Genomic DNA, 20,705 nt, shown 5'->3' on the forward strand with positions numbered 1-20,705 from the left:
CTGGGATAGATAAGTGTTTCTGACAACGCTGTCAGGTAACCGTCAGCTTTATGTTGGCAATCAGAAGGCAGAATGGTCTCGCTTAAATGCGATTCATGTTCAGTTTTCTGAGAAAAGGAGCGATCAATGAAAAACCAGAATGACCCTACAATGCCAGAGCGACGCAAGCTATTAGCCGCCGGGGCGGGTATTGCCGCCGCCTCGCTGATTCCCCACGTATCGGCGGCGAGCCAATCCTCTCAGGTAGATTCATCCAGACCACCCAGCCAACGCAATACTGCTCAGGGCAAGCGTAAACTCGGGAGGCTGGAAGTTTCTGCCGTCGGTCTGGGCGTGCAGAACATGAGTCGCAAATACGACACCTCCGTTCCCTGGCGTCCTGAGATGATCAATGTTATCCGTCGGGCATTTGATGAAGGGGTAACGTTCTTCGACGCAGCTGAAGCCTACGGCCCGTTTGAAGTCGAAAAAATTCTCGGGGAAGGCGTCGCCCCGTTCAGGGACAAAATCGTTATCGCCACCAAGTTTGGCTGGAACATTGACCAACAGACGGGAAAGCGTCTGCCGGGCCTTAACAGCAGGCCGGAGCATATCAGGCAGGTCGTCGAAAACATGCTCAAACGCCTGCGTACCGATCGTATCGATTTACTGTACCAACACCGGGTTGATCCACAGATCCCGATCGAAGATGTCGCCGGTGTGGTGAAAGATTTAATGGATCAAGGAAAAGTCCTGCACTGGGGTCTGTCTGAAATGGGCATCAACACGTTGAGACGCGCTCATGCAGCATTACCCGTTACCGCCGTACAAAGTGAATACTCCATGCTCTGGCGTGGCCCTGAAAAGCAGGTGCTTCCGGTATGTGAAGAACTGGGCATTGGGTTCGTGCCATGGAGCCCACTCGGCGTGCAGTTTTTAACGGGCTGGATTGATGAGAATACCCGGTTCGCTGCCGGTGATTTCCGCGCGACAGAAACGCGTTTCTCGCCTCAAAACTTGCCACACAACTTACAGCTGGTTGAGCTACTGAAATCCTGGGCAATACGAAAAAATGCGGCACCGGGACAGATTGCGCTGGCATGGCTCCTGGCCCGTAAACCCTGGATTGTTCCCATTCCTGGCACCACCAATAAAGACCATATGCTGCAAAACACAGCGGCTACCGGCGTGTCGCTGACTTCTGCTGAGATGACCGAGCTCACCCGCTCACTGGATGCGATCACTATCCAGGGGCAACGTCTGCCGGATGCCGTGCAGGTTTATTCCGATGTTGAAGCACCGATGAAAAGTTAAGAGGAAGTCCCGTTATGCGTCTGTTGTTAGTCGAAGATGAAGAAAAAACGTCAACCTATCTCAACCGTGCGTTGAGTGAGTCCGGATTTACGGTAGATGTCTCTGCAGACGGAGCTGAAGGTCTTCATTACGCGCTGGAGTTCGACTACGACGCGATAATACTGGATGTGATGCTGCCGGGGATGGATGGTTACCGGGTACTTGAGGGTGTGCGAGCTGCCAAACAGACGCCGGTGCTGATGCTTTCGGCTCGCGGCTCGGTCGATGAACGCGTTAAAGGGCTTCGTCTTGGCGCGGATGATTATCTGCCCAAGCCCTTCTCGCTGATTGAGCTGGTGGCGCGTATACAGGCACTGGTACGTCGTCGTTCTACGGATGGTGCGGACATCACCCAACTGCAAATTCACGATCTGCATCTCGACCTGCTGGCTCGCCGCGTATTTCGTGCCGGAACACGGCTGGAGCTGACCGCGAAAGAGTTTTCCCTATTGAGCCTTCTGGCCCGGCATCAGGGGGAGATTCTGTCAAAGATGATGATTGCGGAGCAGATATGGGACATGAATTTTGATAGCGATGCCAACGTGGTTGAAGTGGCCATTAAACGACTTCGGGCCAAAGTGGATGCGCCGTTCGATATCAAACTGCTGCATACCGTTCGAGGCATGGGGTATGTCCTAGAAGTCCGGTCAGAATAATGAAGGGGATATGTATGCTTAAGCGTTCCATCTCCGTTCACCTGGCGCTGATGTTTGCCTTATCCGCGCTACTGATTGTTTCCGTTATCGGTATCCTGCTCAGAGGCTCTTTGCATGACTCTTTGCAAAAGCAGATGCACAACGAGCTGTTGTTCCGGGAATCATTAATGAGTCCGTGGATCACCGCACGAACCTCGGCTGACGGCTGGTCACTGCTTGCCAATAAATTTACCGTATTAACCAATTCTGAAGGTGAGCGCGTTCGCTACTGGATAGTAAGCGATAACCCACGCTTTAGCATGGGGGGAACACCACCGGTGGGTGTTCAGTGGTCTTCTTTACAGGAAGGCTTTAATAAAGTACCAGGTGCATCAGAAGGTGCATGCTCGCTGTTTCTGTTAGTGAAAACGATCCCCGCCAACGGTGAAAGGCCTGAGCTGCGCTATGTGGTTGCCATCGACTCCACGCCGTATATGGGCACACTCGATGCGTTCACGCGGACATTGCTGATCATTACCGCACTGGGCGTCGTGATTGTCGCCTTACTGGGATACGTCGTGTCAAGGATCGGTCTTCGTCCCGTTGGGGCGCTCAGTAAACAGGCTCGGCAACTCGCTCCCGGGGACCATGGTCAGCGCCTGAATACCGAAGCATTACCTGACGAATTACAGCAATTAGCATCATCTTTTAATGGCGTGTTGGAACGGCAGGAGGTCGCCTGGCGGCAGCTCGAAAGCTTTAATGCCGATGTTGCGCATGAACTCCGGACTCCGCTGACTAACCTGATCGGCCAGACGCAGCTGGGGCTTTCGCGCCGCCGTTCATATGATGAACTGGAAGAGTTACTGGGTTCCAATCTGGAAGAACTTGAACGCATGACGTCTATCGTTAACGACATGCTGTTCCTTTCCCATGCCCATGCGGGTGAACATGCATCCCAGCTTACGCAGGTGTCCCTGCGCGAAGAAACCCTAAAAACAGCGGAGTATGTGGAACCCTCTTTTGCTGAAAAACAGCTCTCTCTCGATGTTCAGGGCGACGTCACCGCGGACATCGACCGACGACTGTTCCACCGTTCACTGGCCAATTTACTGGAAAACAGCGCAAGACACTCCCCCTCCAACAGTACGGTTACGGTACGGTTAAGCGAAACCGGTCATCAAGCCTGTGTTGAAGTGTCAAACCCGGGCTATCCAATAGCACCAGAGCACTTACACCGGCTTTTCGAGCGGTTCTATCGCGTTGACACCTCCCGGGCCAGGAGTGATACCCATCATGGACTGGGCCTGTCGATCGTACGTGCCGTCGCCATTATGCACCGGGGAGATGTCTTTGCCCGTAGTGAAGGAGGCATCAATACTTTTGGCCTCACCTTTGCGCTACAAGCGGATAAAGCGGCAGATAATGCTCAATCCGGCGCTGAGCCGGGACCCGGGTTAGCTGACAGGATTGTCAGGGGGGCGTCAGCCTGACGTCATTACCCTCCCGATAAAATCATCGCAGGCAATCCCCTCTTCATTGATAAGGACGCTTTGCATGATTGGACATTTACGTTACCTCGGGCTGTTACTGCCCTTCTTCACATTTTCATCCTGGGCAGCGGAACAAAATCCCGCTGTCCATATCGCCCCCGCAGGAAGTCAGAATGCGGTGTTCGGGCCAGCCGAGAACTTTACCGGTCGTGTCAGGGTTGATCCTCTCTTCAAACCGGATAATGACATCCCTGTTTCCGGGGCTTATGTCACGTTTGAACCCGGCGCTCGTTCCGCCTGGCATACGCATCCGGCAGGTCAGCGGCTGATTGTGACCTCGGGTGTTGGGCTCACCCAGCAAGAAGGCCAGCCGGTGCAGGTTATCCGCGCCGGTGACGTTGTCTCTTGCCCGGCGGGCGTCAAACACTGGCACGGGGCGGCCCCCGGCAGCGCGATGACGCATCTGGCGATAACCGGGATTGTGGATGGCAAAAGCGTTAACTGGATGGAGAAAGTGACAGATGAACAATACCACACCCATTAAAGCATTAACGGCAGCGGTACTGCTGACCTTTGGTTTTGGTCTCGCGGCACATGCTGCGCCCGTCAATAAAGGAGCCTCAGAAATGAACCACGAACAAAAGGTTTCAGATACGCTGTCAGCCCGCCAACAGGCCATCCCGTTGATTGCGGCATCGATGGCCAGCAGCCAGATGGATAAGCTGAATGCAGCCCTGAATCAGGGTCTTGACGCCGGACTCACGATAAACGAAGCCAAAGAGATTCTCGTCCAGCTTTATGCCTATACGGGCTTCCCCCGTAGCCTGAATGCGCTTAGTGAACTGATGAAGGTCGTCGAAGCACGTAAACAACGTGGTATCAAAGACGTTGAGGGTAAAGAACCGATTGCCCCGATCCCTGTCGGGGATGAGCTTCGCCGTGTCGGTACCGCAAACCAGACAAAAATCTCAGGCGCTCCCGTCCAGGGCCCACTGTTTGATTTTGCCCCGGTGATTAACCAGTTCCTGCAAACGCACCTTTTCGGCGACATTTTCGCCCGTGATAACCTCGACTGGCAAAGCCGTGAGCTGGCAACGGTTGGCGCATTAGCGGCCACGCCGGGCGTCGAATCACAACTGCTGTCGCATACGCGAGCAAGCATGCGGGTCGGCCTGACGGCGTCGCAGCTGCGCCAGCTGGCACAGGTTCTGCGTGAACATGGCGAAAGTGATGCCGCAACGCGAGCTGAAAAGGCGCTGCAGCAGGCGCTCGCAAACAATTAGGAGTGGGTTATGGAGCATGATCCCAACCGCAGAATGTTAATCACCGCACTTGCCGGGCTGACGCTGGCGAACGTTTCTTTGGCATCAGCTGCGACCGAAACCACAAACGTGCAGGGTAAAAGCCGTGTTCTGGTGGCGTACTTTTCCCGCAGCGGAAATACACGAGTCATTGCGGGCGTCATTCACCGCAGCCTGAATACCAATCTGTTTGAAGTCGAACCGGCTACGCCTTATCCGGAAGACTATTTTCAGACCGTTGAACAGGCGAAAAATGAGCGTGAGCGGGGAGTCAAACCCGCATTAAAAAATAGCGTTGCAGATATCTCACGCTACGAGACCGTGTATTTAGGCTTTCCGATCTGGGGGACCAGCGTGCCGCCTGTCGTGCAAGCATTTCTCAGCAGCCACAACCTTGGGGGCAAATTACTCATCCCCTTCATTACTCACGGTGGCTACGGTAAAGGAGACAGCGACGACATCCTTGCCCGTCTCGCCCCAACTGCGCGTCGGGAAAAACCGCTGGTCATTGAATGCGACCAGGAGCGAAGAACCACTGAAACGGTCACCAGCTGGTTAGAGACAATACGCAGTTAATCGTCCGCATTCATGAGTCTGCCAAATAAGGGCAATCAGGGGTGCTAAATAATTAACGCGGACAACTCAGATATGATTGAACGGCAAACATAACAGAGGATGTCATCTTGAAGACAATCTTAAAAACGCTGGCCATCTGCGTAATGGCGGGTGGCCTGGTGGCTCAGTCGGTCTATGCCGAGCCGCTGGTCATTCAGGAACAAGGAAGCTTTTCTGCTGGTGGCACCATCATTACCGCCCCAGGAACATTTGATGCGAAAAAGCCGCTGGATTCAACTGGCCAAACCTGGCATGGCGATCATGCGTCTGTGTTCTACCAAATCCCGGAGAATCCGCATAAATATCCTATCGTCATGCTGCACGGCGCTGGTCAGTTCTCCCGTACCTGGGAAAGTACCCCGGATGGTCGCGAAGGGTTCCAGAACATATTCCTGCGTCGCGGGTTCTCAACTTATCTTGTCGATCAACCACGCCGGGGCAGCGCCGGGCGCACGACTGTAGAAGGTACTGTTACGCCTAAACCGGATGAACAAATGTGGTTTAACCAGTTCCGAGTTGGCGTGTGGCCAGAGTATTTTAAAGGTGTTCAGTTTTCTCATGACAAAGAAGCGTTGAACCAGTATTTCCGTCAGATGACCCCGAACACCGGGCCGTTTGATATCAATGTGATCTCTGATGCGATGTCCGCTGTCGTGGATAAATCCGGCCCCGCTATCCTCTTCACCCACTCTCAGGGGGGCGGACCAGGCTGGTACACTGCGATGAAAAATGACAAGGTCAAAGCCATTGTCGCCTTCGAGCCAGGCAGCAGCTTTGTCTTCCCGGAAAAAGAACTCCCTGCCCCTATGCCAAGCGCGTTTGACACGCTGAAGGGTGAGCCTGAGCCAATGGAACAGTTTATGGCACTGACCAAAATCCCGATTCTGATTATTTACGGCGATAATATACCGGATAAGCCTGTCACCATGCCTGCGCAGGACAGCTGGCGCGTACGCCTGGCAATGGCTCGGGAGTGGCGTGACGTGGTGAACAAGCATGGCGGTGATGTGACGGTGACACATCTGCCTGAAGTGGGAATCAAAGGAAATACCCACTTCCCGTTCTCTGATTTAAATAATGTGCAGATTGCTGATTTGGTGAGTAAATTCCTGAAGGAAAAAGATCTGCAGTAGGACGAGATAATAGCGAGCCTTCATTAATGAAGGCTCAAAACAAACATCAGTTTTATAAAAAAATAAAATGGGAACGTGACGATCGGCTTTGAGCGAAGAGCGGACCTTCAAATCCGAACCGGTTCAATTGATTAACCTTGGTTGTCAGTTAAGCCATCGTTAACATGAATCCGATCGGAAATTCCTTATCAAATTTTTTACAAATACGCAGTGGCAAGAAAGATAGATTCTGGCTCATGACAAGCAGAGTGGTTCATTTGTATAAAGAGACTTCGCCTTCAGGACGCGTTTTGAACCTGCGATGCATCCACAGGTATTGCTCAGGGGCACGGAGAATTTCACGCTCGATGATCTTGTTCATATAAGCCGCTGCGGCGACCTTGTCTTCCCCAGGATAGCCTGCCAACGGATTGCTGATATACATGTGATAACCTTTTTTATCGCTACGTCGAACCATGCTAAGTGTGATCAAGGGTGCACCAGCGAGTTTTGACAGAGCATACGTTCCGTTCGTCGTGGCTGCTTTTTTTACCGAGAAAAAAGGTGCGAAAACGCTTCCTTTAGACCCATAATCCTGGTCTGGTGCAAACCAAACGGCTTCACCAGCTTTTAGCGCATGAACAAAACCAGATAAATTACGTCGATTAATCATAGCTTTATTTGAACGCATACGCCCTTTTGTCTGTACCCATTCCATTAATGGATCATTGTGTGGGCGATACGTTGCCATCATAGGATGGCATAACCCCATTACTCTTCCACACAACTCAAGGGACATAAAATGAATCCCGACAACCATTACTCCCCTTGTCGCACCGGTCAGATTTTCAAGCCCTTCGACATCAAACCATTTTTTGACTCTCGCATCGCTCCAGAACCAGGCCATTCCTGTTTCCATCAATCCCAGCCCGAGAGAAACAAAGTTCTTATCGACCATCTGGCGCCGGGCAAACGGTGTCATCTCGGGAAAGCACAGTTCGATATTTCTAATCGCAATCCGTTCCCGGCGCTTCAGAAAGGGTCTGGATATTTTTCCAAGGCCAGAGCCCAGAATATGTAAAACCGGGTAAGGAAGTTGAACGAGAAGCCACAGCAGACCCAAACCAGACCAGGTAAGCCAGTGACGAGGATGAAGTAAATTATGAGTAAAAGTCTGTGCCATAAATTTCCTTAATGCTAATGAAGGTTATAACGCAAAAGGAAAACAATGAGGCAATTCGTCTTTAGCGATACATTTTGTTTTAGATAATTTAAATTCATCTAAATTCAGGAAAAAATATTTTTGCAATGACTGGCAAAGGATTTAAAGAGTCAGGAGTGAATTGTAAGCCAGCAAAGTTATTCTGTTATAAATTCATGTTTTATCATTGATACTCAAGAAATTGTCTTCTTGATTCATCATCATCAAGGTACTCAAAAGAAAGAAGCCGAATTTTGGTAAGTTTATAAAACCACTCACAATCGTTTCGTTGAATAATTTCGCCTGGTTTGAAACATATCCCGGATGCCACCCGAATAATCGCATATTTACCATTACTAAACCTGACCCGGTGAATACAGAAAGGTTGGCCAGCCTGTCCGTGACAGCTGTTCGACAGGATATGTCCTTCAATAAAAACAGATTTTTTAGATTTCATTATAATACCCTCGACAACTGCAGTACACGAGGAACGTTGTCATTTTCCGACATCACTGACGTTAAGTGGCAGAAGCTGATCAGCCGCCGATACACCAGCATTCTGAAGGTCTGAACAACAGTCCGCAGGCAGGGCACTCAAGAACCGCATCTTTTCTTAGTTTACCTGCTTTCTGATCGGCTCTGTGTGCGCATACCGGGCAGGCAACATGAACCGGTCTTTCTTTAAAATACCTGAGCCCATTTGTATAAGACATAAATAATTCTCTGAGGAACACAGTAATTATTATACGCTTTAATATAAAAATAACTGGCATAAGTTATGTTAAGTTGTGTCTGAATGAGGTTATCAGATATTGAAAATTGAACGTCTGATTTATGGTACACTACCCTTCCGTGAGAAATTTAAGATGAAATCAGAAGACACCCTTGACTGGTATCCGGCACAACTACCGCCTGTGAAAATTATTCTTGGCGAAGCCGTGCTGGCTGTGGGTAAACAGGGCCGACCGATTAATACCCGCACCTTGCTGGAATACCTTCAGGTCATGCAGGACAAACAAAAAAGGCGGGATGACAAAATCGCCATGCAGACTGCGATTGATGTTCTCAGGGATAATCAGCGCATTAACGGCAGACGTTAATGCACCTCCGGGATCAGTGTCAGTTCTGAATGATCTCAACCGTATGGTTTTGTCCATCATCCTTCAGCGGTATTCTGTCATCAGGGAGGAGAACACCATCCAGCGTCACGCAATATTCTGCATCGCCGCGTGAAACACTAATCTGATAATGGCTTTCACCATATTGATATGCCATAGAAAAAGACGACCACTCATCCGGTAACCTGGCATGAACACTAAAGTCAGTGCCGGAACGTTTTATCCCCAGTAATTCCTCGGTAAGTAAACGCCAGGCCCAGCCTGCGGAACCGGTATACCAGCTCCACCCTGCACGTCCGGTATGGGGAGCGACGCTGTAGACATCAGCACTCATGACATAAGGCTCAGCTTTATAAATCCCGACAGAGTCCGCATTCAGGGTATGATTTATAGGGTTGAGCATTGACCAGAGTTGCCAGGCTCGTTCGGCATTCCCCATTCGGGCAAAGGCCATTACTGCCCAGATGGCGCCATGCGTATACTGCCCTCCATTTTCCCGCACACCGGGCAGGTACCCCTGTATGTAGCCCGGATTTGGGCCGTGTCCGTCGAAAGGAGGCGTTAACAGTTTGATCAGCCCTCCTTCGTTATCCACAAGGTGCTTATCCAGCGCCTGCATGGCCTTTGCGCACCGTCCCGGGCTCGCGGCGCCGGACAATACAGACCAGCTCTGCGCAATCGCATCAATCCGGCAGTCCTGTGAGGTTTTCGATCCCAGGGGAGTACCATCGTCAAAATACCCGCGCCGGTACCATTCCCCATCCCAGGCGTGGGCTTCGAGATTACTTTGCAGGCGCAGAGCCTGTGAACGGCACATCGCGGCGACGCTTTCATCCAGCCTGCGCTCCGCCAGCGCTGCAAACCGCTGCAAAATGTCGTACAGGAAGAAGCCCAGCCAGACGCTTTCACCTTTGCCTTCGATACCCACCCGGTTCATCCCGTCATTCCAGTCACCAGCCCCCATCAGCGGCAGGCCATGCTCCCCGAAGCGAAGTCCATAGTGAATAGCTTTGACGCAGTGTAACCAGAGTGTCTCTTCGGTGCCGCTGATGACCGGCGTGTCATAGACAGACTCTTCACCAGGCTGAAGCGAGCGTCCCTCCAGATAAGGAATGCGTATTTCCAGTGCATCCATATCCCCCGTCGTTTCAACATAGTGGCAAACAGCAAGCGGCAGCCAAAGATAGTCATCGGAACAGCGGGTACGCACACCGTTGCCGTGTGGCGGGTGCCACCAGTGTTGCACATCCCCCTCGATAAACTGCCGTGATGCACAGAGTATTATCTGTTCACGCATCCGGTCCGGAGCAGCGTGGCTCAGAGCCAGCGTATCCTGCAGCTGATCGCGAAAACCAAATGCACCGCCAGACTGATAGTAGCCACTCCGGGCCATAAGACGGCAGGCGACCGTCTGATACAACAGCCAGCCATTAACCAGTAAATTTACGGACGTGTCGGGGGTGTTAACTACGATTTTATCGAGAACATTGTGCCAGTGATTATGAATCCGGTTCAGCTCCTGGCGGACCGTATCCTCGTTCATGTAGCGGGCCAGCGTCTCCTGAGCACAAACATCATTCTCCTCTGTGCCGAGGATAAAAATAAACGTCCTCTGGTCCCCGTCAATTAATGTAACCGCCGATTGCACCGCTCCGCAGGGATCCAGACCGGCCCCCGTCTTACCAGAAAGCTTTTGCAGTTTCATGGCCGAAGGGGCGTGAAGGGAACCATTACGACCAATAAACTCCCGGCGGTCCCCTGTCAGAGAACAGTCATTACCGCTGACGGCAAAAAATGCAGTTCGGCCGCCACCATTATCACCATAAAAGTTATTCGCAAGCACCCCGCAGCCGCCGGGCGTTCTGGCCACATGTGTCACAATGTGAGGGGCTGAGCGCGTTCGTGTTTCTCCGAGCGTCCACTCTACATAGCCTGTGACGGAAAGTTGACGTGTCCGTCCCGAAGAGTTACTGAGTGTCAGGAGCACCAGTTTAACCGGATCCGCTTCGGCAACCAGGACCGTCAACTCGCTGTCTATACCACTCTCACGATGGGCAAAAACGCTGTAGCCAAAACCATGGCGGGTCAGGTAATCACCGTGTCCGCGAACAGGTAAAGCCGTCGGCGACCAGCACTCCCCACTCTCTTCATCGCGCAGGTAAAATGCCTCGCCGCTGCGATCGCTCACCGGATCGTTCTCCCACGGTGTCAACCGGTATTCATGGGCATTCTCATACCAGGTATAGGCCTGCCCTGCCTCTGAGATCACGCTGCCAAAACGGGAATTTGCCAGTATGTTCGACCAGGGAGCCGGTGTAAGCGCATTTTCCCGAAGGACGATCTGATACTCCCGCCCATCCTGAGAAAATCCACCGTACCCATTGAAATGGCATAACTGACTGGTATCAGGGCTCCAGTCCGTATGTTGATTACGCTCGCGCACAGCACGCGGAATGAATGCCCTTGCCGGCGATTTCAGGGTATGAATACGCTGGTTAAGCTGCTCAATAATACCCCCTGCGCGGTCATCAAGATAAAGACAGGCCACGCTCATCAAAAGCAACTTATCCTCAGCAGAGAGATGCTCACCGTTGCGGACAAAAAGCCCGCCCTTTTTATCCAGCAGACTGGCTTCAGACCCGGCATAAATTAACTCCATAATCTGATTTTGTAATCCCTGCTGGTAGCCGCCGGGGCTGTTATTCAGGATAACCAAATCAACATTCAGCCCTTTCTGTCTCCAGTAACGGTGTGCCTGAATCAGTGTGGTCACTGAGGTGATACTTTCCTCGCTGGTTATACTCAGCAGCACTATCGGCAGATCCCCTGAAATTGCCCAGCCCCACAGTCCGGACTGGCCACGCCGGTTGCGGCCGATCGCCTGGCCTTCGGCGCGCAGCTCCTGGACAGGGTAAAGCACAGCGCTGGCGAGACAATTGAACAACGTGGCATCATCTTCACTGGCGTTCATCTGGCGCAATACCACCAGACTGTGAGACCAGGCCAGTTCAAAGACGCGATCGGCGATAGGGTAATCGCGATATTTCTCCAGCAACGCCAGGCTCTGCTGACGGGTCTCGCTGATGCCATAAATGATATCAATCGTAACCGGCTGCCCCGGCTGCAGAATGATGGCGTTGCGAATTGCCAGTATCGGATCCAGCACCGAGCCCGACGTGTTGCTTAGCATCCCTCCCGTCTCTATTGCCTGGGCATTCGCAGGGTTTCTGCCACGTCCAATAAATCTTGCCCTGTCCGTTTCAAACGACACGTTATGTCGGTTATCGCCATGCACCACCATCATGTGAAACAGGCAAGGGCCCGGTTCATCCGGTGAGCGCGGGCGCCGGTGGCAAAGAATAGCGTCACGCTCAGGAGCCAGCTCAGTCTGAATAAACAAATTGCTGAATGCCGGGTGTGCCAGATCGCTGACATCAGGTGCCAGTACCACTTCAGCATAGGTTGTCAGCTCCAGAGAGCGAGGTTTGCGACCACGATGAATCAGTGTGAGCCGTCGCAATTCAACATCATCCTCCGGAGAGATCACCACCTGAGTTTTGACGCTGAGTCCCCCTAAGCTGCGTCTGAATTCTGCCCCCGCATCGGTGAACAACACTTCCTCGTCTTGTCCGCTGGTGTAGCCTGTTGGTTGCCAGGTATTGCTCCACACATCTCCCGTCTGGGTATCGCGGATGTAGCAGAATGCTCCCCAGTTATCACGGGTGGTATCACTGCGCCAGCGCGTTAGTGCAATATCATTCCAGCGACTGTAACCGCCGCCGCCCGCGGTCAACATCAGATGATAATGGCCGTTGGACAGGAGTTGAATATCCGGGGCGGGGGTATCCACGCTATAGAAAATACGGGGTTCATAGCGAACGGGTTTGACCATGCCCTCATGAGATTCAAAATGACGGCGCGGACTGTACAGATCGACCGCATCCGGCACGCGCTCCTGTAACAGCAGACTCGCTGACCGGAATACCGTACTGGACATAAAGCGTTCAGTCATGGGGGCATCAAGCAGCACATGAGCCAGCGCCTGAAATGCCATACCCTGGTGATGCGCCATCCAGGACTGTACCACCGCATAGAGCTGACCGGTTGCAAGACGTGAGGGGGTATAGTCCAGCGCTTCATAAAAACCGTATTCTCCGCATGCACCATTTTTTTGCAGCCTGAACAGGTTCTCACAAGCTTTCTGCGGGGAAACCATCAGCGCCAGCAGCGTGGCGTAAGGAGCGACAACCATGTCATCGGCAAGTCCCCTGCGCAGACCGAGCCCCGGTACGCCAAATGCCTGATACTGATAATTATGCTGAACATCAAAAGCATGATAGCCAGACTCTGAAACACCCCATGGTACCCCGCGTTCTTTCCCCCAGTGAATCTGGCGCATAACCGCCGACTGACTCATTTCATCGAGCAGGCTGCCGGGCCAGGTGGGCATCACCAGATTCGGCATCAGATATTCAAACATGGATCCGCTCCATGACATCAGGGCAGTTTCATTATCAATTGTGGTAAACAATCGACCCAGCGCGTACCAGCTTTTAAGAGGCAGCTGATTAGTCGCAATGGCAAGAAAACTGGTCAGGCGGATTTCAGACGGCAGGAGATCGTAGTGGCTCTTGTCAGGCATATTGGTGTCACAGTTATAACCGACGCTGAGCAGACTGGTTGCTTCACTGTACAGAAATGCGAAATCCATCCGGGCATGCTCATCCAGCCGCTGTTCCAGCTCGGTGATAATATTGAGTCGCATTCGGGCCTGCTCCGCCACTGACGCCGGAGGCGTTCCTGTACCGGTTAATGTCGGACGGGCAAGCTCGCTCAGCGTCGGCAGCGTCTGTTCATTCCAGGATGCAGGCAACCAGCCAAGCAACAGAGACCACTCATGGCAAAGCTGAACCAGTTGATGCTCCAGATGTCCAGCCCAGCGCATCTGAAGAGGAGATCCCTGATGACATGCGCTGGTCAGATGGTTGCACTGGGTGCGCATGCTTTTCAGTTCGCTGAAAAGCGCCTGCGGAGAGAGCGACACCGCGTTCAGGCAATGCTTGCGCAGCAGTCTCAGGCTGTCAGGTGGGTTCTTACCCCACTGTTTTTCCAGAATATCCAGCGTATCGTTCAGTCCTGCCAGTATCTGTTGGTTGCTTAAAACAGGCTGATGACGCATGGCGGACAGGCCTGCACGCAGGGTCAATAAATGCCCGGCCATATTGCCGCTGTCGACGCTGGAGATATAGCGTGGACTGAGGGGGACCAGCGTACGGGTGTCATACCAGTTGTAGAGATGGCCCCGGTAGTGCTCCATTTTATCCATCGTGTCGAGCGTGAGCGACACGCGCCGGAGCACCTCTCCGCCAGGCAGGTAGCCAAAGTCCCATGCCGTCAGGTTAGCCATAAGTGAAAGACCAATATTGGTAGGAGAAGTTCGGTGTGCCACCGTCGGTTGTGGTATTTCCTGATAATTATCAGGCGGAAGCCAGTTCTCTTTTGCTGTGGCAAATGTTTCAAAAAAAGCCCAGATTTCACGGCTTGTCTGGCGTAACAGCTGTTTTTGTTCCTGATTAGGCGAAAAAACCTTTCGCACGGGCTGGCGACTCAGCCAGCTCATCAGCAGCGGTGCCACACACCATACCAAACCGATCGGTAACGCAATCCCCAGCAGCTGTGGGGCAAATTGTCCGGTCAGTATTGTCAGCGCCACGCCACCGGCAGCGTTCAGCCACATCGCCTGATAAAAACGTGCAACAGTGGGTCTGGCCTGACTGCTGTCCTGGCTGTGGCTGACCCACTGGCTGAGGTGACGCCTGCTTATCCCCAGTCGCCATAGCGTCACGGCGATCGCTTTCAGCGAATATCCGGCTTCGTGCGGCAGTATCGCAAAATTAAGGCTGATACCTGACAGACGCTTTAGCGCGCCCGCCCCCACCAGTAACAGATGCGACTTCACGCGGCGACGCAGAGGTTTATGCAGAAGGTCGTGGCTAATGCAGAGGATGGCTGGCAACAACCATATCAGCAACAGTATGCCCAGCCAGTAAACCTGATTGGGTACCCAAAGCAGAGTGAAGAACAGCAATATCAGTAAGGAGGGGGCGACCAGACTGCGACGTAGATTATCGAGTAATTTCCAGTAAGAAAGCGCGGTCAGCGGATTCCTGACCCGGGTTCCATCGGCTTTTCTGACGCGTGGTTTTAGCCAGTTAAGCAGTTGCCAGTCACCCCGGATCCAGCGTGAACGTCGTGCAACATCCGACAGATAATTATTAGGGTACTGTTCGTACAGTAACACCTCGCTCAGCAGACCCGAACGTGCATAGCATCCTTCAAGCAGATCGTGGCTGAGTACCAGATTTTCCGGGCAGATGTTCGTAGTGGCCTGCATAAAAATATCAACATCGTAAATCCCTTTGCCCACAAACGAGCCTTCCCCAAAGAGATCCTGATAAATATCCGAAGACATCATCGAATAAGGGTTATTGCCCGGTACGCTGCTGCGCAGGGCTGCGTAACGCCCCTGACCGTTGCGTGGTATCTCCTCCGCAAGACCGGGCTGTAAAATACCGAATCCTTTGACAACCCTCTGGCGTACCGGATCATACTCAGGCGTATTCAGCGGATGCGCCATCGTCGCGACGAGTTTGTGTGCCGTATCGCGCGGGAGCACCGTATCGCTGTCCAGGGTAATGACGTATTTTATGTGACCCGGTAAAAGGTGGGCAGGCATCTCTGCAACGCTGACGAATTGCGTTCCGGGATGGCGCAACCAGCTGTTCAGTAACGCCAGTTTTCCCCGCTTGCGTTCATAGCCCATCCACGCGCCTTCCGAGGGGTTCCATTCAGGCTGGCGATGTAACAGATAAAAACGTGGTCGGCCGGAGGGGTAGCGGCGATTAAGCGCCTGCGTATCGGCGATAGCCTGTCTGAGCAGTGCGTGACTTTCCGGCGAGGGTTCATTTTCAGAATCAGCAAAATCAGTGAGCAGCGCGAACCTGAGATTTTCGTTTTCATTCCCCAACCAGCAGACTTCAAGACTGGTGAGGAGCTGGCTGAAACTTTCGTGGCTGGTCAACATGCAGGGAATGACTAACATGGTGGCACTGTCAGCGGGAATACCGGCTGAAAAATCCATCCCAGGCAAGGGTCGAGGAACGCGAAAACGGGTGGTTGCATCACTGAGCAAATCGCTCATTAACTGAGTTAATGCGATAATCAGAGGTAATATCACCGCGATCAATAGCCAGTCTGCGCCCTGCATGGCGGTTTCGTGCAATATTGCTGCGGTCGCTGCGGTTGTCAGCAACGCCAGGCTTCCAAGCCATGACAGCAGGGTTATTCTGTTGAAACTGTGCCGCAAGCGTATGAGCCTTGAGGCGTCTGCCAGGAGATGAATATCCAGCGCCTGTCGACCTTCGCCCGCAAGATAATAACCAACATGATGTTCCGGTGTATCAGGCGCTTTTTCCTCTGAAAACGCCAGCGCCTTCTCAGCAACCTCAGGCTCGCTGAGACCGCTGTCTCTGGCCAGAACCTCAACTACGTGCCGGTAATGATCCCGGGTATTGAAATGCATCCGGGGATAGATGCCGGCAGGATCATTGCGTAATGCCTGTTCGACAACGCTTATCGTTTCGGCGAAATCAGCCCAGTCCGTTTCACTCAATAAACGCAGGCCCGCGATGCTGTTACTGACGGACAGCTGGCTGGCGGCAAGCTGCTGATTGAAACTATGTATGAGAACGTCAGTGGTGATCCCCTGTTCCCGAAGGCACTGATCAACCCAGGTTAGAGGTAACGATAGCGCGTTGCCATGCCCCTGCAGGCGCCGCACCAGCTCTGCGACAAACGCACTGGTTAACGGAGGTCGGGAGCGCGCCATATCGGCAACCACCATGATTAAATCACCAGGCGCACTCTCTGCACATTCGACAATCCTTGTTATCCACGTATCAGCAAGGTTTCTGTCCTGCTGCGCTTTTATCACTTCCATACTGATACGACGAAGATTTTCAATCAGCGCAAGGCGCAGCATTCCCGGTAACGCCCAGACTTCACCCAGCGTCAGCGGCGTCACCTGTTGATAGGCAGTGAGATAGCTGGTCAGGCTGGCGGCATCCCAGCGGCCATCGCCGTGAGCAATGGCCTCTGATGCAATATGATAAATTCGTGGGCAATTCAACGGCGATACAAGCGACGGAAGACCTTTGCCAAAGCTTTTCGGCAGATGCTGGCGGACAGTGCGGATTTGTTCCTCAATCAGATAATAATTGTCCAGCAGCCATTCACCGGCGGGCATGATACTGGTCTTTTTACCCGCGTTAAGCTCATAGCAGTTTTGGGTAATGACGGCCTCATTGTCGCCAAGCCGTTTCAGAAGATAATAAGGATGCCTATCCGGTGATACTTTATGAGTCCGCGCCAGCTTCTGGCCGTAGCGTTCCATCTGGACGGTCGAAAAGAGTTCTGACCGCGGCGAGCTTTCACCGGCAGGATCGTTCGCCGAAAACGTTATGTTTTCGGCAGCATTCATCAGAATACGGGAGCGGTTAAACCACGCTCTGGGGATCATTTTCATAGCATTGCTCTGATGCGACGTTAGCGCGCAGGAGCAGTTGCGAAATCAGTTCAGAAACGTTCTCTCAGGATGGGCGTCAGGCATCAGGGATTTAACAGCTGCCGGAATCTAACATAAGTATAGGACATGAGCTCTGTTCTGCGATTTTGGTCGAGCTAGCGTCGGGAGATAAACAGAGCCTTACATCCGGGGCAAAGCATGGTTTGGTTGAGCCGGATTTTTGACAACGGTTGTACTGATTTTAAGCCACAAACAGGACAGGCAGCAGTGGCAGTAGACGCACTGCTGAAGAATTTCATTGCGTAATTGATAACAGACATAACCATTAACCTTTCAATGAATGAGCTTCACCGTACCACATGTGGTTAAGTTTTAATCTATCTATTTTGACATACTGAAAATCAGGAAAGATAAATGTTCGCAGCCACAGGCCCCCTGAGACCGTTTATCCGGCAAGACTCTATGCGGCTTCCAGGGATGAGTAATTCTGATTAGCGAGAGTTAACGGCTGAAATGTGAAGCAGAACGTCTTTTCGTCCATCAGATGGGATGATGAGGCCTTTACCACTAAGAATATCAAAGCTTTTGACAATTCCTGTCATTTTATGGGACAAGTCAATTCCTTATTGAAAACACTTAAAGACTATACATTGAAAATGGCATTCAGCCACTTTTATTTTCCCTACAGGACCTCTGGACGGCTAAAAGATAATTTGCTTATATCGATTCCCTGTGCCTTAATGAATCCCATCAGTTCGATGTACTAATGAAAGTTAGAAATTTTCCGGGCAGTTCTCATTACCAGGCGCTATCGTTGATATCCCCTCTTTTGAGTACATACGTTTAATCTTATACGTTTACTATCAATACAATCATGTATAACGGAGTCAGTATGACCTCTAGAATTATGGGCCTGGTTAAATGGTTTAATGAAGACAAAGGTTTTGGTTTCATCTCTCCTCTTGATGGCAGCAAAGATATCTTTGTCCATTTGTCTGCACTTAATGGCGACAACTTTAAAACTTTATTTGAAGGTCAGAAAGTTGAATTCGCCATTCACCGCGGAGACAAGGGTCCTGCTGCTGCAAACGTAACACTTTGCGATAAATAAATCATTGTGGGTCTGCGATAACGATGAAGGATTATTCCTGAGTAGACAGATCCATAACTTAAATCAGATGAAAGTCGTTTATTCTTAATATCTGATCAGCATATTTTTCAAAATTATGAGTATGCTAACCGATGTGATGAAGTGCAGTACTACTGCATAAAAAGTCTAAAAGCACAAGCTAACCACATGTTAAATAAGAAGTGCGTATAGGCTTTGACCTTAATGGCATCTGCCAGTTAATATCCACGAGAGAACAGGGTAATAGAATATGATTAAAGTCCTTGTTTTCTTTAATGCTGAATCCTGTAAAGTCATGACCGTTCTTGAAGGTATATCCTCAATCAGGCAGGAATATCCAAACGGTGAAGAAACACATCTTCGGATTATGTCTGCAGGTTTTCCTTCCTTAACTGGCGATCATGGTATTGTTTACGTGGCTACTGACAGGGAGTTAACGTCACAGGAGATACTTGATGCGGCCAGGAAATATTTATAGAATTTTTGTCATGCTCTCTGCTCCACGTTTAATTGCATGCTTACCCTATTTATCAGAATCGAACAAAAAATGAGTTAAAAACATTTATGGCCTGCTAACAGCAGGCTTTTTTTTAACATTACACTTTTTTAGAAACACCTCTATAAAGAGAGAGTAATTCGCTACCCTCTGACAAAATGCAGGTGTCTCTCACCTGCGTGCCATCTTGCCAGTTGTGAAAAATCTTACTAAGTGGCCGCGCTAATTCACTAAATGCCTCTCCTGATTTAAAGCTCATCAGGTATGACTGAAGCAATAGCTGTGAGGGTATAAAAAGGCTCTCCGGATGGCTCCTGGCATCATAGTTTTAAGTACCTTCAAAAATGCAGGGACATTTCCTAGGAGTTGTAATTTAGTTCTTGCACATTCCTCTTAATTTTGTCTTGCGATAAGAGATTTATATCAGTAGTCTAAACCTCGTTAATAACAATATGTACCAATCGGATTAAAATGCTCATTAAAAAAATCGGGTTGATGAGCAACCGTCGACATTGGTATTTGCTGAAATTTTAAGAGGTCTCTTTATGTCAGATGCTCTCACGCAGTTGAACAATATCCGTACCTTACGTTCCCAGACTCGTGAAATGTCCTTAGATGTGCTGGAAGATGTTCTGGAAAAGTTTAAACTTATTCTTATAGAACGACGAGAAGAAGAGACATTACGTCTTGCAAATGAAAGTCAGCGCCGCGATAAACTGGAATCACTTCGTCAGATGATGCTTGATGAGGGTATCGACCCATCCGAACTTATGGCTGCTATTGGCTCTCCGGGTAAGGCTAAAAGAACGCGCTCCCCCCGCCCCGCGAAGTATCGGTATACTGACGAAACTGGAGAGTCAAAAACATGGTCAGGTCAGGGGCGAATGCCGAAGCGGATCTCAAATCTGATTGCTGAAGGTGGGGAATTAAAAGATTTCGAAATCAGCTAAAAAAGAGCCGGGCATACCCGGTTCTTTTTACGGATAGTCCACAACCATCCTTAGAGGATCGTCGAGAAGCAGCGGGTTCGTAACTGGCTTCAACAAGGTGTTTCATGAAGAGTTTATGTTGCGCTATAAACTGGATAAAGAAGGTGTTAATGGTGGCATTACGCAGTTGTAATGCAGCCAACACCACAGTCTTTCCTCTCATAGCATGATGCGGACGGGGTTAGTAGGCTGGAGGTCTTTAGTGAACGGCAAGCGGACGCCCTCGTAGATTAAACAGGCGTCCGATATCTTGAAGTGGACAGATTACCTAACCCGCGTCCCCATTTCGTCAATGACCTTCTCGCCATCCTCTTTGGTAAACGCTCCTTTCTGACCTTCCGGTAGAATATCGAGCACTATTTCTGAAGGACGGCAAAGACGAGTGCCAAGCGGCGTAACTACAATCGGCCGATTAATCAGGATCGGATGTTGAAGCATGAAATCAATCAACTGCTCATCACTAAATTTCTCTTCATCAAGACCCAGATGTTCATAAGGCTCAACATTCTTACGCAGTAATGCACGCACCGTAATTCCCATATCTGAAATAAGTTTAATTAGCTCATCACGGGTCGGTGGCGTATCGAGATAATAAATTATCGTCGGTTCGTTGCCGCTGTTACGGATCATCTCCAGCGTGTTGCGTGAGGTGCCACAGGCCGGGTTGTGATAGATGGTAATGTTGCTCATATCAGTTTCT

At 51.0% G+C, this 20,705-nt stretch carries 17 protein-coding genes and 1 pseudogene; 11 read left to right on the plus strand and 7 right to left on the minus strand.

Annotated elements, in window-relative coordinates; genetic code table 11:
- Nucleotides 1-126: 126 nt before the first annotated feature.
- The 7 genes from K5E19_RS15310 (at nt 127) to K5E19_RS15340 (ending at nt 6,509) form a co-directional block, all read left to right on the plus strand.
- Nucleotides 127-1,293, plus strand: coding sequence for an aldo/keto reductase (locus K5E19_RS15310; protein ID WP_221551986.1), 1,167 nt, complete (start codon nt 127-129; stop codon nt 1,291-1,293).
- Nucleotides 1,294-1,307: 14 nt separating this feature from the next.
- Nucleotides 1,308-1,988: a heavy metal response regulator transcription factor gene (locus K5E19_RS15315; RefSeq protein WP_208442691.1), complete on the plus strand. Its 681-nt coding sequence runs from the start codon at nt 1,308-1,310 to the stop codon at nt 1,986-1,988.
- Between the two features lie 14 nt (nt 1,989-2,002).
- Nucleotides 2,003-3,460 carry a heavy metal sensor histidine kinase gene (locus tag K5E19_RS15320; protein ID WP_221551988.1) on the plus strand — a complete coding sequence of 486 codons (1,458 nt, stop codon included), beginning with the start codon at nt 2,003-2,005 and terminating at the stop codon, nt 3,458-3,460.
- Nucleotides 3,461-3,524: 64 nt separating this feature from the next.
- Complete coding sequence (locus K5E19_RS15325; RefSeq protein ID WP_221551989.1) at nt 3,525-4,004, plus strand: cupin domain-containing protein; 480 nt, start codon at nt 3,525-3,527, stop codon at nt 4,002-4,004.
- A complete protein-coding gene (locus tag K5E19_RS15330; protein ID WP_221551990.1) occupies nt 3,982-4,743 on the plus strand; it encodes a carboxymuconolactone decarboxylase family protein in 762 nt (253 codons plus the stop codon). The genes K5E19_RS15325 and K5E19_RS15330 overlap by 23 nt, the downstream gene beginning before the upstream one ends.
- Before the next feature lie 9 nt (nt 4,744-4,752).
- Nucleotides 4,753-5,337, plus strand: coding sequence for a flavodoxin (locus K5E19_RS15335; protein WP_221551991.1), 585 nt, complete (start codon nt 4,753-4,755; stop codon nt 5,335-5,337).
- Between the two features lie 107 nt (nt 5,338-5,444).
- Nucleotides 5,445-6,509, plus strand: coding sequence for an alpha/beta fold hydrolase (locus K5E19_RS15340; protein WP_221551992.1), 1,065 nt, complete (start codon nt 5,445-5,447; stop codon nt 6,507-6,509).
- Nucleotides 6,510-6,762: 253 nt separating this feature from the next.
- On the opposite strand, the gene lpxP is transcribed toward K5E19_RS15340, so the two are convergent.
- The 3 genes from lpxP to K5E19_RS24400 form a co-directional block, all read right to left on the minus strand.
- Nucleotides 6,763-7,671, minus strand: coding sequence for a kdo(2)-lipid IV(A) palmitoleoyltransferase (lpxP, locus tag K5E19_RS15345; protein WP_043017487.1), 909 nt, complete (start codon nt 7,669-7,671; stop codon nt 6,763-6,765).
- Between the two features lie 202 nt (nt 7,672-7,873).
- The gene (locus tag K5E19_RS15350; protein WP_016239704.1) at nt 7,874-8,146 is read right to left on the minus strand and encodes a hypothetical protein; all 273 of its coding nucleotides are present in this window, start codon (nt 8,144-8,146) and stop codon (nt 7,874-7,876) included.
- 79 nt (nt 8,147-8,225) lie between these two features.
- Nucleotides 8,226-8,462: a YnfU family zinc-binding protein gene (locus K5E19_RS24400; RefSeq protein ID WP_350308983.1), complete on the minus strand. Its 237-nt coding sequence runs from the start codon at nt 8,460-8,462 to the stop codon at nt 8,226-8,228.
- Nucleotides 8,463-8,555: 93 nt separating this feature from the next.
- Between K5E19_RS24400 and K5E19_RS15360 the strand changes: the two genes are divergently transcribed.
- Complete coding sequence (locus K5E19_RS15360) at nt 8,556-8,789, plus strand: hypothetical protein (RefSeq protein ID WP_004132711.1); 234 nt, start codon at nt 8,556-8,558, stop codon at nt 8,787-8,789.
- A gap of 19 nt (nt 8,790-8,808) precedes the next feature.
- Here K5E19_RS15360 and K5E19_RS15365 read toward each other — a convergent pair whose 3' ends face one another.
- The 3 genes and pseudogenes from K5E19_RS15365 to cspF form a co-directional block, all read right to left on the minus strand.
- Nucleotides 8,809-17,391, minus strand: a complete 8,583-nt coding sequence (locus K5E19_RS15365; RefSeq protein ID WP_221551993.1) for a GH36-type glycosyl hydrolase domain-containing protein — start codon at nt 17,389-17,391, stop codon at nt 8,809-8,811.
- Nucleotides 17,392-17,546: 155 nt separating this feature from the next.
- Nucleotides 17,547-17,717 (minus strand): YnfU family zinc-binding protein, encoded by a 171-nt coding sequence (locus K5E19_RS15370; RefSeq protein WP_305955329.1) that lies wholly within the window; start codon nt 17,715-17,717, stop codon nt 17,547-17,549.
- Nucleotides 17,718-17,792: 75 nt separating this feature from the next.
- Nucleotides 17,793-18,005 (minus strand): annotated as a pseudogene (gene cspF, locus K5E19_RS15375) (cold shock-like protein CspF).
- Between the two features lie 278 nt (nt 18,006-18,283).
- Here cspF and K5E19_RS15380 point away from each other — a divergent pair.
- The 3 genes from K5E19_RS15380 (at nt 18,284) to K5E19_RS15390 (ending at nt 19,966) form a co-directional block, all read left to right on the plus strand.
- Nucleotides 18,284-18,502: a cold shock domain-containing protein gene (locus tag K5E19_RS15380; RefSeq protein ID WP_012543040.1), complete on the plus strand. Its 219-nt coding sequence runs from the start codon at nt 18,284-18,286 to the stop codon at nt 18,500-18,502.
- Nucleotides 18,503-18,770: 268 nt separating this feature from the next.
- Complete coding sequence (locus K5E19_RS15385; RefSeq protein WP_010434226.1) at nt 18,771-18,998, plus strand: hypothetical protein; 228 nt, start codon at nt 18,771-18,773, stop codon at nt 18,996-18,998.
- A 563-nt stretch (nt 18,999-19,561) separates the two neighbouring features.
- Nucleotides 19,562-19,966, plus strand: coding sequence for an H-NS family nucleoid-associated regulatory protein (locus K5E19_RS15390; RefSeq protein ID WP_043017490.1), 405 nt, complete (start codon nt 19,562-19,564; stop codon nt 19,964-19,966).
- Nucleotides 19,967-20,269: 303 nt separating this feature from the next.
- On the opposite strand, the gene arsC is transcribed toward K5E19_RS15390, so the two are convergent.
- Nucleotides 20,270-20,695 carry a glutaredoxin-dependent arsenate reductase gene (gene arsC / locus K5E19_RS15395; protein WP_023329311.1) on the minus strand — a complete coding sequence of 142 codons (426 nt, stop codon included), beginning with the start codon at nt 20,693-20,695 and terminating at the stop codon, nt 20,270-20,272.
- Between the last annotated feature and the right edge of the window lie 10 nt (nt 20,696-20,705).

Source organism: Enterobacter sp. RIT637, assembly GCF_019718755.1.
Lineage (GTDB): Bacteria > Pseudomonadota > Gammaproteobacteria > Enterobacterales > Enterobacteriaceae > Enterobacter.